Source organism: Pseudoalteromonas sp. C12FD-1, from assembly GCF_037414265.1.
GTDB lineage: Bacteria > Pseudomonadota > Gammaproteobacteria > Enterobacterales > Alteromonadaceae > Pseudoalteromonas.
The window spans coordinates 242,093-257,549 of the sequence record NZ_JBBEVD010000063.1 but is presented as its reverse complement, the minus strand read 5'-3'; the positions used below and the strand labels follow the sequence as shown (position 1 = coordinate 257,549).

Annotated in this window: 9 protein-coding genes and 1 pseudogene; 7 read left to right on the top strand and 3 right to left on the bottom strand. The window is 40.1% G+C overall.

Annotated features, from left to right (window positions below; translation table 11 throughout):
• The first annotated feature begins 248 nt into the window (after nt 1-248).
• The 3 genes from WDB87_RS09660 (at nt 249) to WDB87_RS09650 (ending at nt 9,674) form a co-directional block, all read left to right on the top strand.
• Nucleotides 249-2,984, top strand: coding sequence for a poly(beta-D-mannuronate) lyase (locus tag WDB87_RS09660; protein WP_337849786.1), 2,736 nt, complete (start codon nt 249-251; stop codon nt 2,982-2,984).
• Between the two features lie 78 nt (nt 2,985-3,062).
• Nucleotides 3,063-6,110, top strand: coding sequence for a TonB-dependent receptor (locus WDB87_RS09655; protein ID WP_337849760.1), 3,048 nt, complete (start codon nt 3,063-3,065; stop codon nt 6,108-6,110).
• A 606-nt stretch (nt 6,111-6,716) separates the two neighbouring features.
• A complete protein-coding gene (locus WDB87_RS09650) occupies nt 6,717-9,674 on the top strand; it encodes a TonB-dependent receptor (protein WP_337849759.1) in 2,958 nt (985 codons plus the stop codon).
• Between the two features lie 96 nt (nt 9,675-9,770).
• Here the strand turns inward: WDB87_RS09650 and WDB87_RS09645 are convergent, their stop codons facing one another.
• The gene (locus tag WDB87_RS09645; protein WP_337849758.1) at nt 9,771-10,580 is read right to left on the bottom strand and encodes an alpha/beta fold hydrolase; all 810 of its coding nucleotides are present in this window, start codon (nt 10,578-10,580) and stop codon (nt 9,771-9,773) included.
• Complete coding sequence (locus WDB87_RS09640; protein ID WP_286244788.1) at nt 10,568-11,518, bottom strand: SDR family oxidoreductase; 951 nt, start codon at nt 11,516-11,518, stop codon at nt 10,568-10,570. Before WDB87_RS09640 ends, WDB87_RS09645 begins: the two co-directional genes overlap by 13 nt.
• Before the next feature lie 209 nt (nt 11,519-11,727).
• Here WDB87_RS09640 and WDB87_RS09635 point away from each other — a divergent pair, with 209 nt between their 5' ends.
• From WDB87_RS09635 to WDB87_RS09620, 4 genes are all read left to right on the top strand, one after another.
• Nucleotides 11,728-12,681, top strand: a complete 954-nt coding sequence (locus tag WDB87_RS09635) for an AraC family transcriptional regulator (RefSeq protein ID WP_337849757.1) — start codon at nt 11,728-11,730, stop codon at nt 12,679-12,681.
• A gap of 2 nt (nt 12,682-12,683) precedes the next feature.
• Nucleotides 12,684-13,049: a DUF4345 family protein gene (locus tag WDB87_RS09630; RefSeq protein ID WP_286244786.1), complete on the top strand. Its 366-nt coding sequence runs from the start codon at nt 12,684-12,686 to the stop codon at nt 13,047-13,049.
• 929 nt (nt 13,050-13,978) lie between these two features.
• Nucleotides 13,979-14,485, top strand: coding sequence for an RNA polymerase sigma factor (locus tag WDB87_RS09625; protein ID WP_337849756.1), 507 nt, complete (start codon nt 13,979-13,981; stop codon nt 14,483-14,485).
• Nucleotide 14,486: 1 nt separating this feature from the next.
• Entirely contained in the window at nt 14,487-15,146 is a 660-nt protein-coding gene (locus WDB87_RS09620; protein ID WP_337849755.1) for a hypothetical protein, read from the top strand.
• Nucleotides 15,147-15,194: 48 nt separating this feature from the next.
• Here the strand turns inward: WDB87_RS09620 and WDB87_RS09615 are convergent.
• Nucleotides 15,195-15,449 (bottom strand): annotated as a pseudogene (locus WDB87_RS09615) (endonuclease III); the annotation flags it as partial.
• Nucleotides 15,450-15,457: the final 8 nt, after the last annotated feature.

Below are 15,457 nucleotides of genomic sequence, written 5' to 3'. Positions count from 1 at the left end.
TGAAATTAATATTGGTAATAACCTTGTGTTATTAGGTATATGTTTAAGTTAACTTTCAATTAATAAAATGTGATGATTTTTGAACGAATAAAGTGGTAAAAGTGTTTTTATTATGCTTATATTACCAAGTTGGTTAACAATGAGGCGTAAAAATAAAATAATTTGGTAATAACACACTGAGTATTTGGTAAATCACACATAACACATACTAAATACTAAACCACACAATTAAGGAGAATAGAGCCATGATGAAATTAAAACATTTTGCATTATGTGCCGTTGCAGCTGCCATTATAGGTTGTGACACGGATTCAAATAATAATAACAACACATTGGGCTCTATTGCTCTATCAGGTACAGCACTAACTGGCGAAACATTGTCGACCAGCGTGAATGATGCAGATGGTATTTCTGGCGAAGTTAGCTACTACTGGTATGCCGATGGACAAGTTATTAGTGGCGCTAATGACGCAACGTTCACATTAACCGATGAGCAAATTGGTTTTGCGATTACAGCACAAGCACTTTATACAGATGACAGCGGCGTTAATGAATCGCATTTAAGTGAGCCAACTGGTGAAGTGTCAGCTATTCCTTTTGCGGCAACGGTAGAAATTAACGGTGATGCAATTATAGGTAATGAGCTAAGTGCTAATGTAGCGGATGAAAATGGCTTCGACCCAGCGCTTGTAACTTATACATGGTTTGCAGATGATGAAGAAATTGCTGATGAAAACTTAGCAACTTACACAATTACCGAAGCGCAATTAGGTAAAGTAATTACCGTAAATGCAGCATTTGAAGATAGCAGAGGGTTTGCAGAGACAGCTACATCAGCTGCTACTGCGCCAGTAGAACGTGCAAATTCAGAAGGTTCGGTGGCTATTGTTGGTACGCCTACGGTTGGTAACACACTAACGGCTGAAATTACCGATGAGGATGGCGCAAGCGGCACAATCACTTATCAGTGGTTTGCAGATACTGTTGCTATTGAAGGTGCAACACAAAGTACTTATGTTGTTGATGAATCATTACTTGGTCAAGTTATCACTGTGCAGGTTACTTACACAGACGATCATGGCTTTACTGAAGACAATCTATCAGAGGCAACTATTGCAGTTTCAGCTGAAGCTGTAGATGAAGCCGGTAGCATTACCATTTCAGGGGCTACGCCTTATTTAGTGACTAGCGAATTAACAGCTGAAATTAATGATAACAATGGTGTGGATGAGCAAAACGTTACCTACACTTGGCTTGCTGATGGCGTAGCAATTGCTGACACAAACAGCAAAACATTTACACCAACTAATCAAGCTGGCGCGATTATATCGGTAACGGCTAGCTATACCGATAACGATGGCTTTTCAAGCACAATTACCGGCGCCGCCGATACAGTAGTGTATACGCAAGTGATAAGCGATGCAGGCTCACTATTAGGTGCTATTAATGCAGGGCTTGGTGATGGCGATGTGCTTGGTTTAAATACGGGTGTATATGCCGATCTTGATGCCATTATGCTAACTAGCGCAGCAACCCTTAAAGCAGTTGAAGGACAAAGTCCGGTAATTAGTGGCGAGCTTTGTATTCATGTAGCCAGTGGGGTTGATGGCGCAGGTATTGAAGGGCTTACTTTTAAAAACATTGATACTAAATCGGGCGGCTTTTGTGAAACCGAAGAAGATGCCGTTATTTACTCTGAGGGTGACAACTTCACATTTACACAAAATACTATCGATGGTGAAGCCGAGACATTAAATAACTCTACTTACCACTGGTTAATGCTTAAAGGCGATGGCGCAATGGTTGAGCGTAATACCTTTGCCAACCGAGATAAAGCAGAAAATGGTTCGGTGATTAAAATGTCATCGTCGAGCACTAACCACGTTATTCAATATAACCTTTTCACAGGTACCAGCAGCAACCCAAATTTTGGCAACTCTAGCCTGCACTTAATTAACGCAGGTAGTACCACAGGTACCGGTGCTGCTGATGATGCAAACTTTACTATTCAATATAACCGAGTAGAAAACTTTGTTACAGGTCGACGTTTAATGCGCGTACAAACCTCAGGCGCGACGATTAAAGGCAATACCATTTTAAATCCTAATGGCGGTATTTCGCTTGAAGATGGTGGATTTAATACGGTATCAGACAACATTATTATTCGTACCACAGATATTGCAAGCTCAAGCGATCGACCAGCTGGTGTATTAATTACGCCTTTAGGCCACACTGTAAGCAATAACTACATTGCGGGTATTCGCTCAGGTAATAAAGAAGCCGGTGGTATTGTATTTACCGCTAACCCATTCTCACAAGCTGATGGTGGGGTGCCAAATGGAGGTAACCAAGCTGTGCTTGATGGCGCAGGCGACTTTACCCTTAATGTGACTAACAATACGGTACTGAACTCACAGCAGCCATTTGTATTTAGTACAGAAATAGGTTCAAAAGCACCGGTAGGTGATTGTGATGAGCTTACCGCAGATAACGCCCCTGTATTGTACGGTTTAACAAAAAATGCATTTGAAATTAACTTTAACGGTAATTTAAATGCTAATGGGGTGGGCGATCAAACTGATGAAGACACCATACAAAGCAGTGCGCTTGTTTTTGGTTTCTTTTTCCCTAACACGCTTTCGAGCGCTCACTCTTTTGAATACGACTGTGACCTAATTAACCATACTGAATCACTGTTCTCTAACAGCTTTGGCTTTAGTGACAGTTATGAGTCGGGCGATGCGAGCAACTTATGGGTTGATATTAGAAACGTAAATGGCAATGGTGAATACGACACCGATGGCGCTATTGACCAAAACCCAGAAGCCAATGGTAAAGAAATTCCTGAGTTTGTCACTGCTACAAGTACGCTGCTTGAGACTGACGCAGATGGTGCACAAGCCTTAGCAGGTGCAAGAAACTTATACTACATCCAAAGCACCGATGTAGGTGTAGGTTCTACATGGGTGGCACAAGATGAATAAGCCCACATTGCACATTATTAATACTTATAAAAATAGCAAATTACGCACAACACACACAATAAAAAAGGAGAACGCGGCATGTCGTTAAAAATGGATCGAAGACATCAACATTCTACAAGCAACGCTGCTTGTAATCATTTTGCACTTTCACCTGCTGCTAAGTTAATTAGAGCCAGTTTACTTGCAGGTATGGCAGGTTCATTGTCATTTAATGCTTTTGCTCAGCAAGAAGCCCAAGAAAAAGTGACTGAAGTAGAACAAGATGTAGAAATCATCAGCGTTACGGGTACTCGTAGAACCATACAAGATCAAATTGCAATAAAACGTGAAGCAACAACCGTAGTAGATGGTTTATCTGCCGAAGATATTGGTGATTTACCTGCGCTCTCAATTGGTGAAGCACTTGAGTCTATCACCGGTGCTGCATCACACCGTGAAAACGGCGGTGCTACCGAAATTACTATTCGTGGTTTAGGCCCATTTTTAAGTGCAACCCATATTAATGGTCGTGAAGCGACCAATGGTAGTGGTGACCGCTCTGTTAACTTTTCACAGTTTCCATCAGAGCTTGTAAAAAAAATCGCTATTTATAAAACCCAAGATGCGTCAATGATTGAAGGTGGTGTAGCGGGTGTAATTGCACTTGAAACAGTCAGTCCACTTGATTACGGTAAGCAACGAGTTCAGGGTGAGGTTAAATTAAACTACAATCCTGATGAAAGTAATGTAGAAAACTCATTACAAAGTGACACTGGTTACCGTGGTACGTTTAGTTATGTTGATCAATTTGAGTTTGATAATGGCCAAGCGGTAGGGGTATCGTTTGGTGTTCAGCGCCAAGATATTAGCCAACCAGAGGCCGAATACAGAAGTTCAAGCCCGTCGGGCTCGTCGCTTTGGGCATGTTTAAATGACCCAACAAATACGAATGAAGGGTTTTACAGAAGCAGCGCTGGGGACTGTGAAGACCAAGTAAGTGGCAGTAACAATCAAGGTTATCAAACAGCAATAGACCCAGAAACTGGTAAAGCCGAAAGTGATGGCACACCATACGCTTGGACAGGCAGTAGCCGCAGTTATCGTCAAAATGAAACTTCAGACGAGCGCGACGCTATATTTTTAGCAATGCAATACCAACCGTCATCTGAGTGGGATATTAACTTTGATGCACAAATTTCTGACAGAACCCAAAAAGAAGCACGCCACGATTTAATTTTTTTACAAAAACGTGCAACGCCAGGCTTAACAGGTCCAACGCTTGTTACTAACGATGTAGGCGGTATTTTACATTGGGAAGGTGAAGAACGTATTGAATCAGCCGGTGAGCAATTTTCTCGTGAAGAAAACTACCAAGGCTATGGTATTAATATTGAGCACACATTAACAGATCGACTCACTGTAAGCCTTGACTTAGCGTATTCAAAAACTGAGCGTGAAGAGCTGCAAATTTCTAACCGTGGTAGAACCGCAGACCGTAATTTGTTTAGCTGGGATATGGGCGATGAAATTCCTCATTTCACGTTAACTGATTTTGATGTTACAGATATTTCTAACTTTACTGATAGCCTACGTACGCGTCTAGACCGCGAAAATGTCCGCGAAAATGAAATTAAGTCGGCGCGTATCGATTTTAACTACGCGTTAGAGGGCGATATATTTACCAGTATTGAAGGGGGGATTAGAGCCTCTGAATTAAGCTTTATTCAGTTTGGTGGCAGCCAAGGTAATGGTTCTCGTAATGAATACACCATAGGAGATGATTCAGCATTGGAGATACTCCAAGGTTGTCAAATTGACTTCCCAGAATCTGACTTTTTATCTAGCGTATCTGATGGCGATTTAATAACCAACATAGACAGTAGCGGTAATGTAATAAGCTCAGGGACAGGTTCTTCGTGGGCGACATACGATAACGTGTGCTTTTCTCAAGCTGTAGCAGCTACCGACGCTGATTATACAGGTGAATTTGGTTACCCAGATGTTGAGTACGAAAATGCCGGTACCATTGACGTGACAGAAAAAACCACGTCTGTGTACTTAATGGCAAATTACGATACAGAAATGTTTGGCAAATTTATTCGTGGTAATGTTGGCTTACGTATTGTTGATACAGATATAACTTCGGTAGGCTTTAGAACAAATTACACCGTTGATGTGGATGAAACCACAGGCGCCGTAACCCTTGATGTAGGGGATTCACTTGAAAGAACTCAAAGCGGTGGTGGTTATACCAAATATCTACCAAGCTTTAACTTAGTCGTTGACTACAGTGAAGATATTTTACTTCGTGCAGGTATATACCGAGGTATGTCACGTGCTGATCCATCTGATTTAGGTTTTGATCGCGACTTTGTAACTGACGATCAATCTGTTGCATTATCGCTTTCGGACTTATTAACTGTGGATGGTTCTGGTAACCCTGATACTCAACCACTAATGTCATGGAACTACGATTTAGCCTTTGAATGGTACCCTAATGAGGACTCTATTTTAGCGTTAAGCCTATATTACAAACAGTTCCAAGGTGGCTTCCAGCAACAAACTGTGATTGAAGATTATGTAGTAGGTGGCGAAACCGTATCACTACCAGTGACAAATTCGGTAACAACCGATAACGATAGCGATATAAAAGGTTTAGAAGCTTCGTTCTCGTACCGCTGGGATAATGGCATTGGTGTAAAATTTGGCTATAACTTTGCCGATACTGACTTTGAGTTTGAAGATAGCTTATACGGCGATACATACGTTACTGACCTAGATGGCAATACCACTCAATTAACGGCTGGTATTATTGAGCCAGGTTCGGTACCGGGCTTTTCTGAGCATGTATTTAGTAGCCAACTGTATTACCAAATTGGTGACTTTGATACGGCCATTATTTACAAATACCGTAGTGAATACTTCCAGCCGTATACAAGCAATGGCACACGCTTACGCTATGTTGATGCTGTAGGTGTATGGGAAATGCGTGCATCGTATAAAATTAACGAGCACTTTAGAGTTAAGGCTGAAGCTATTAACTTGTTTAGCGCACCTAAATCACAAGATTTCTTTGTGGAAGATAACCTAGGTGAAGTAAACGATTACGGCCCACGTTTATTCTTAGGAATGAGCTTTAAGCTATAACGTAATAACCAGTAATCCCCATTTAAAACCCAATTAGCGTATACCGCTAATTGGGTTTTTTTGTTTGCGATTTAGGGCTGTTATACCAATCCTGAAAATAGCTCACTTAATTAAGAGGGTTAGTATTAAATCTAAGTTTCATAAACGCGATACAGCCGATTTAAAGAAAGCTTTTACCAAAAGCGCAGCGTTTTTAACGAGTTTTTAGTTAGCCTAAAGTCTACTATCTTTATCTTGGTTGACCAATTTCACCTATGAAACCTGCTAAATTTAAAAATAATCCTGTTTATATAAAAAAATTATATCGGTTTAATTGCTGGGCTTTCACTCTCCTTTTGTGTGTTATTTAACCTTTTTAGGTTCTTAAAAGCATTTTAAATACAAGTGGTTATATATTGGTCAGTTGACTGTCTTTCTTTGTTATGCCGAAATTGGCTTTATTGGTAATGTTAGTTTGGGCTTTTTTTATGAGAAAATGGTTTACCAATAGGTTGACCTTTTAACGTTTTACTGTAAATATTAAGTTAACCATTTAGATAAATGGTAAGGCGTTTAATAAAAATATATAGCGAGTTACACATAGCACTGACACACACAGGAAAAACTATGAATCACAAGTTATCAAAAATTACGCTAGCAGTTATATCTGCCACAGCATTAAATCTTTCTATGTCAACACACGCACAGGAAGCTAAGCCGATAGCAGAAGATGATGTAGAAATCATCGAAGTATCTGGTATTCGTCAATCACTCACTAATGCTCTGGCTGAAAAGCGCTCTGCAGATAGCCTAGTTGAAATTATTCAGTCAGAAGATATTGGTAAACTGCCAGATCAAAACCTCGCTGAAGTACTAGAAAACGTAACGGGTATCCAAATTACCCGTCAAGCGGGTGTAGGTACCGGTGTACAAATACGTGGTACAGATGCTAACCGTACTGAAATTAACGGTGTATCAACGGTAGGCTCAGGCTCTGGACGAAGTGGTATTAGCTTTGAAGATGTTTCAGCGTCAATTATTTCAAGCCTAGAGGTAATAAAATCGCCTGAAGCGAAAACAATTGAGGGCTCTGTTGGCGGTACTATTAACCTTAAGACGATTCGCCCTTTGCACTTAGGTGAGCAGCTAGCAACAATAAGAGTACAGGGTGAAAGTAGCAGCTTAAGTACAGATAGCGGCTTACAACATCGCTTTTCAGGTACCTTTGCAGATAACTGGGAAAGTGATTATGGTAAGTTTGGTGTACTACTTAGTGGAAGTTATGCTGAGCAAGACGTAACGGCGTTTCGCCCTCGTGCCGACAGAGACAATATTATTACTGCAGATAGCGGTGTAGCGAGTGCGCAGTCGTTTGACTTTTTACCTATTCAGTTTTTTGTACAAGATTACGATAACTACGAATACGAAACTAAAAACTTTGTAGGTACTATTGAATGGGCGCCAAACGATAACACGAAGTTTTACTTTGATGCTGTGGTTAACGATCAAGAGCGCCGTCAAGAAAGCTCTCGTGTACAAGCATCTGGTGTAAGTGCACTGAATGATATTTCTGTTCCGGATGCTTTTGAAACCGTAAACTTAGGCTCATTGGGGGGCACTAATCTAGGGTCAATTCAAGCGGCCTTGCGTGGTGTTATTCCTGTAAATTTAGAAAATGATGATGACGATCCTAACCTTCGTTTTTCAAGCGATACTAACTCGCGTGTCACCGACAGTAATATTTTTAGACTGGGTGGCGAATGGCAAGGTGATAAGTGGTTTGTAAGTGCAGAAATTGCATCTTCAAGTTCAGATACGACTACGCCAAGCTTTAATACAACGCTTAACTTTATTAACCCAAATGTACCGCTTGATGCAGGTGGTGGTAATGATAATAGTGTGCCATTTGAATATGACTTATCGGGTGGTGCTTTGGCGTTTGGTATTGCAGAAGGTGCTGAGTACGCGCCAACGGTTGAGCAATTACTAGACCCTGCAAATGTGGTGCTGCGCGATGTAAATATTGGTCAAGATACGGTTGAAAACTCTGAAGATGCGTTCCGTATTGATTCAACCTATTACACAGACTCAATTGTGACCTCTATTGATTTTGGTTACCGTTATAGTAAATCACAAAGCAAACAAAACGAAATTACATCAAGCGTTGGTCTAAGAACAATGGCAGATAGCCCAACCGGTGATTTATTCGCCGATTTATTAGTCGCTGGCCCAGATAACTTTAACGAAGCTGATGGTCGCTCTTTATACATTGCTGACTTTTTATTAATTGACCCTGAGCTAGTTGCATCAGACCCTGATGCGGTACTTGCAACATTACAAAACGCCATGACTGCGCATGGGTCAAGCAAAACATTAAATGCACCAACATCTAGCTCATCTGGTTTTTTTGATATAGAAGAAATCACCCATGCGTTATATGCACAAGCTAACTTTGAGTACGAAATGGTACGCGGTAATATCGGCGTACGTTACATTCAAACAGACGTTGAGTCTACGGGTAACTCAGTTACAGAAGATGGCAGTGGTAATGAGCTTGTGACTCGAATTACTAATAAATCTGACTATGACTTTATTTTACCTCGTTTAAACCTTGTCGCTGATGTATCGGAAGATGTACTTGTGCGCTTTGGTGTAGGTAAAGATATTCGTCGCCCTGATTATAACGACTTATCAACCTCTATTACTTACAGCACAAGCCCAAATGACGAAGTTGAATTTGGTAACCCTGCGCTAAAACCTGAAGAGGTGCTTTCGTATGACTTATCTGCTGAATGGTACTTTGATGAAGCGAGTGTTATCAGTGTGGGTATATTCCATAAAACCCGTAAAGATTTACATGTAAATCAGTTAACATCGCCAGTTGAAGACCCAGTAACTGGGTACCGCGATTTAACAGACCCATGTGAAGGCGGCGGTATATTTAACCCCATTGCAGATATAAACGTATTTGGCCCTGAGAATGGCCGTGGCGTATGTGTTGGTACAGAAACAAAAGTAAACGATAGTGGTGAAACAACCCAAAAAGGGATTGAGTTTGCTTTTCAATATGACTTATCGGGCTTTGAAGAAGACCTAGGATGGGCCTCTGGTTTTGGTGTGCTAGCTAACTACACAATTCAAGAGTTCTCAGGTGGTGAAACTGAAAATACCGCAACATCAAGAGCGAGTAGTGTATTTGCTGCAACTACAGGTACACCCGGTATTGAAGTGAGTGAAATTCAAGGTTTACTTAATCTTTCTGAAAATGCGTATAACATTACGCTCTACTACGAAAAATTTGGCCTGTCAGCTCGCATGCGTTACACGTGGCGTGAAGGGTATCGTTCAAATGACTTCGGTAGTACGTCTAGTTTCCCTTGGGGATTCCCTGTAGTACAAGAAGACCGTGGCCAGCTTAACGCAAGTATTAGCTACGATGTGAGCGAGCAACTTAACATTGGCTTAGAGGCAGTAAATATTACTGAATCTGAAATTAGCCAATCATGTGTAAACGAAAGCGCATTATTGTGTTTCCAAGGTTTAACTGACCGTCGTATTACACTAGGTGCAAGTTACCGTTTTTAAAAAGTATGTTGAGAGTGTGTAGCCTTTGAACGGGCACTCAAAAGCAAGCCATTTGGCTTGCTTTTTTTTGACCTTAAATTAGCCGCAGCTAAGTGGTTAATAAAGGGTATTGGTTCTTCGTGTAGGGGATAAAAATGCACCAGTTTGCAAAAAATTGAGTGTGTACTGTATTACTTGTTGGTTGTAGCGCATTCCCGTGTGGCTAACATCAAGGGTAATAAAATCACGCATATTATTAAGCTTGGTTGATTCCACAGACACCAAACCATCGTTTTCACTGTTAAAGTAACTTTGTGTAAGAAGGGATGCTTTAGTACCGGCTATTACACCTACATTAATGTCCAGCTCATCTATCGTGTTGCCTAGGCTGTTATCACCAGTAACGAGAGCTTGGCTTACACCGCCGGCGATATGCAATAACCATGAACCATTTAAATGATTAGCTAATTCGCTGCCTTTGTTGGGTGTGCCAATTAACACAACATTTCCTAGCTTATTGCTGTTTAAAACCACGCTGTTATTTTGCAAGTAGGCTCTAATAATTAAGCCTCCTAGGGAATGGCCGACAAAATGTATTTTATTCGCATTAGAAATACAGGCGTTTATTTGTTTATTAGTTTGTAAAAGCACGGCTTTAACGCTTTGCCCTATAGAGGCGTAATCTAAGCTACATACTTTATAACGAGCACGTTTAAGCTGCTGGGCAAAGTAACGCATTGCCCAATCGCTTCTACCTAAGCCATGGGCAAGTACAACTAGCTCATCATTGGCTTTATACTGTACAGGGCCACTATCGGTACTTTTACAGCCCGTTAGTAAAAGCAGAAGTATTAAGTGGCTTGCGAATATATTTTTATTACGTTTCCCCCTGCATACGCACTCTATTTGCGACACTATATTGACCATTTAAAAGCGACTTGCTGCTCAGTAACTGCCCATAGTTTGCTTAGCACAGGCTGCTCTAAAGCAAATGATTCAAGGGTGCATTCACCTACAGGGCCGCTCCAATTCCACCTGCCTGATGGCCCATAATAAGCGCGCTGTTTTAGGTTGTGCTCGGTGGCACACATAACCTCAGGGTATGCACCTTGCTCTGCCGATTGCGCTAAGCCCATTTTGACTATTAGTGACCAGGTAAATCGGGTTGCAAAGTTAACATTATCGCCAATAAGAGAGGTATTAGCGGCACCTGGGTGACATACAAACACTTGCACATTTTTATTTGCGGCGGCTATTTTACTTTGCAGTTCATAGGCAAACATCATTTGGGCAAGTTTACTGTGGCAGTAGGTTTTGTTTGGGTGGTAGTTTTTATTCCAATTCATGTCATCAAATTGAATCGTTTTAAGCCCCATTTTGTAACCTTCACTGGCAACCACAACAATACGTCCGTTTGATTGCTCTATTTTGTTAAAAAGTAAACCACACAGTAAAAAGTGCCCATAGTGGTTAACCCCTAACTGACTTTCAAAGCCGTCTTTAGTAAATTGCTGAGTCGCGACCTGCGCAATGGCACCGTTACAAATAAGTGCATCTATGTGTTGCACAGTGTGTAATACCTCGTTGGCTGCATGGCGCACTGAGGCAAGCTCTGCTAAGTCCATTTTTATAAAACTCACGTCAGTACTATCGCCAAATTCCTGTTTTAACTTAGCTATAGCTTCATCTGATTTTAAAGGGTTTCGATTGAGCATAACTACTTTTGCGCCTTTAGCGAGTAATAGTCGGGTTGCTTCAAAGCCTGCGCCTGTATTTGCTCCCGTTATTAAATAGCATTTACCGACTAAAGAACTGAGTTGGTCGGGAGTCCAGCCAGAAGGGCCAAATGGGTTAGTTGCGCTCATTAGTTAAATTCCTATCAATAGTTAAGTGTAAATATGTAGTACAGGGCTATGCGCATTGTTCTACATTGCTTGTTAGGTAATATAACTCTCGATACTGGGTGTAACTAGGCGATATCCTCTTTAAAATATGCCTATTTGTATCACTGCATTGAGAATGTGCATTTTCGGTGCTAGATTAGAATTATTCTATATTTAAAGGGTATTGGTGTATGAGCAAACACCAGATTAAACAACTTATACAAAACAACCTGTCTTTTAACGAAGTAAACAGCGATGAAAATTATGCTCAAGGGCTAATAGAAACGGGTATTAAAGGTGTTCAGCTGTTTAAAGTAACGCACGCTATGCGCTGTGCGCCTGCGGTATACGAGCCGTGTATTGTTGCCATAGTGAGTGGCGCTAAAGAAGCCATACTCGATGGTAAGCATTTTATTTACGATGAAAATAGTTATATGTGCTGCCCTATGTCTATGCCGGTAGAAGCGGGTACACCCACGGCCTCACCTGATAACCCTTTACTAGGCGTTATTGTGTCGCTAGATACCAAAGTGATGACCGAATTATCTATTACCATGGCTGCAGAAGGTGTAAAAAAATACGCATCAGCCTCTAAAGAGCAAGGGCTCACACTCGCAGCTTGGGATGACTCCTTTACAGATTCATTACTACGGTTGCTACAACTAGTAAATAACCCTGTAGATATTGCGATTTTAGGTGAAGGGCGACTGCGTGAACTATATTACGCCATATTAAACGGACAGGCAGGGAGTAGTGTGCGCCAAGCCTACGGCGTAGGAAATGACATAGCACGCTCAATTGATTATTTGGCCTCTCGATTAGATAAAACTATAACCATAGACGATATGGCGGCAAAAATTGGCGTAAGTAGAGCGGTTTTACATCGTAAATTTAAAGATGCGACCAGTATGTCGCCTATTCAATTTGTTAAATCTATGCGCTTAAATACCGCCGCGATGAAAATTGCAACGGGTATGAACGTAAGCTCTGCGGCCATGTCGGTAGGTTATGTTAGCTCATCTCAATTTAGCAGAGAATTTAAACGTATGTATGGGCAATCGCCAAAGCAGTGGAGCCAAGAAAAAGGGCACTCAAAGGCGCGTGTTGAGCAAGCGATTAATCAAACAACCAACCTGAGGAATTAATCATGGATAATATAGTTATTTTTAGGGTTGTTGGTGCACTGCTAATTATTTTTGGCATAGTATTAGCTGCCAACCCTGAGCTGATAAGTAATAAGCCAGTCCCTAGTGATATTTTTAAGGCTGTAGAGCGTAGAATTTGGTGGGGATTATTTATTGGTTTTGGCTTATTGCTGCAATTTCATCATCAGCTCGCACCTTGGCAAGCTACCATAGCTGCAACACTGTCATCGTTACTCGTAGGGCTTTTAATCGCAAGGCTTATAGGAATTATGTTAGATGGAACGGTAGCAAAGCAGTGGCTGAATGTTGGTATTGAATTAGTGATACTGGCGCCTTTAATTTGGTGGTATTTAAAAGTACGCAGCTAGTATCAGAGTTAAACCGCTATAAATCTTAGTATCGTCTTAAAGTGTAACGCTTAATACCTTTAAGGCGTGATAAGTAAACAAAGGCGTTTACCCATGAGCTTTACTTTGAGTTAGCGCCATTTCTTCAGGCCAAAGTATATAGGGTGTGGGAGCTAAGTTTTTATTATCGGCTAATATTACTTTCGCGATTGGCTGTGCGAAATATTCATTTGTTTCAAATGAGCAAAAATTTTTAGATTAATTGAAATATAACAATTTTTTTGATTAATAAAGCTGATTCATCCATACGTGCATAAACTGTTATTTGTAAGTTCATGTAAGGAACAATCGATACTATGTGTTCACCTAAGTAGAATCTGCCTCGCTCTATCTCATCTCCTATTGCTTTTAAATAGTTAATATATGCTTTCCAATGTTTTAAAATTTATAAGGTTAAAAATGAAATAAAACAAATTAGACTTAGAAATCAAATGAAATAACAAAAAATTGACCCAAATAATAAAATGCACCCGCCAGTATAAGCGCAACAGCTAAATTTAATAATGACCACTTATTTGGCTGAAATTTTGAATGATTACTTTGCAAAATACATCCTTGAAGTTATGTGGTTTTTTACAGTGCTAACGCAGAAACCTCCTTAAATTATTATTCACTTTTAATAGCAAGGCAGAAAAAGAATTAACGCTTTGCTCCTTTGCTTAGCTTATTACTCTCTCCAATAATTTTTTTAATTAGTTGTGATTATTTCCGCGATATTGCGAATAACTAGATAAGAAAATTATGTTGGGGTTAGCGTGCAGCTAAAATGTTTATACAAATGTGTACTGGCTGTGTTGCATTAGCCACAACTTTGCATCTGTTGCTTTTAAAAACAGATACATTAGAAATAATACGTGATGAGATTAATTAAATGATGGATTTATGCCTACATGAACACCAATAAAAAAGCACTGTTTGCTCAAACAATGGAGCAGCATAAAGGCATTATTTATAAAGTTGTAAACTCGTACTGTCAAAACCAACACGACAGGCAAGACCTAGCGCAAGAAATACTCACGACTATGTGGCTGGCTTATGACAACTACAACAAAGACTATAAGTTTTCTACGTGGATGTACCGAATAGCATTAAATGTGGCAATTTCCTATTACCGCAAAGACAGTAAACGAGAAGATAAAGCCAATGTAAATGAGCAGTGCATTGTGCAAATAGCCGACTTACCAGCACAAGACGATAGAAGCGAAGATGTTAAGCAATTATATGAATTTATAGGAAAGCTCGATAAGTTAAATAAAGCCATAGTATTGCTGTATTTAGAAGGTGAATCCCATCAAAGCATAGCAACGAGTTTAGGCATAAGTAAAACCAACGTCGCTACGCGAATTGGCCGCATTAAAGAAACACTAAAAAATCAATTTGAAAAACAGGGGGCTTAGTATGAATTTAGATAATTTTAAAAACACATGGCAGCAGCAAAATAACCTTAACAAATCGGCCATTACAATAAACCAATCACAGCTGAGCGAAACAAAAGCGAATAAACAAATAAAAGAGCTTAATACTATGAAGTGGGCACGTATTATTGAAAGCGCTGCCTTCTTTTTTATTATTGTTTTATTGGGGCAGTATATTGCAAAAAACGTTAGTGTTTCAGCGCCTATAATATCTGCTTTAATCTTGGCTATATTTGCCATTATTGGCCTTGCAGGTAACATTGGTCAAATAGTGCATATTGTTAATATTGATTATGCAAAACCAATTAGCCAGCTACAAAAAGACATTTACCGTCTTTGCTCACATAAATTACAACTAACTAAGTTGTTATTTATGTCTGCCCCTTTTTATATGGCTTATGTGTTTATTGGGTTTGATGTGCTATTTAAAATTGATCTATTTGCACTTCTAGAGCAACACATGGTTTGGTTTTACAGCGTGTCATCACTACTACTTTTAATTACCATAGGCTGCGTATTGGCTAAACTAAACTACACAAATATTGCCACGCCTTGGGTTAAACGCACCATTGAGCTCATTGTTGGTGAACGTTTAGTAAATATGGCGCAATTTATAAATAGTATAGAATCAACAGACAGCTAATTAATTAGCTGTCTTACTTTTAAATACTCAAAATATTGTTATTTAAGGTTAGTCCGTTTTTTCTTTAAACTCACACAAGTCTTCTATTATACACGAGCCACACTTAGGTTTACGTGCTACGCAGGTGTAGCGCCCGTGTAGTATTAACCAGTGGTGTACGTCTACTTTAAATTCTTTAGGGACAACCTTTTCAAGTTTTTGCTCAACAGCAACTACATCTTTACCCATCGCAAATTTGGTGCGGTTTGAAACACGGAATATGTGTGTATCTACCGCTACTACCGGCCATCCTAAAAAGGTATTGTTGCAGT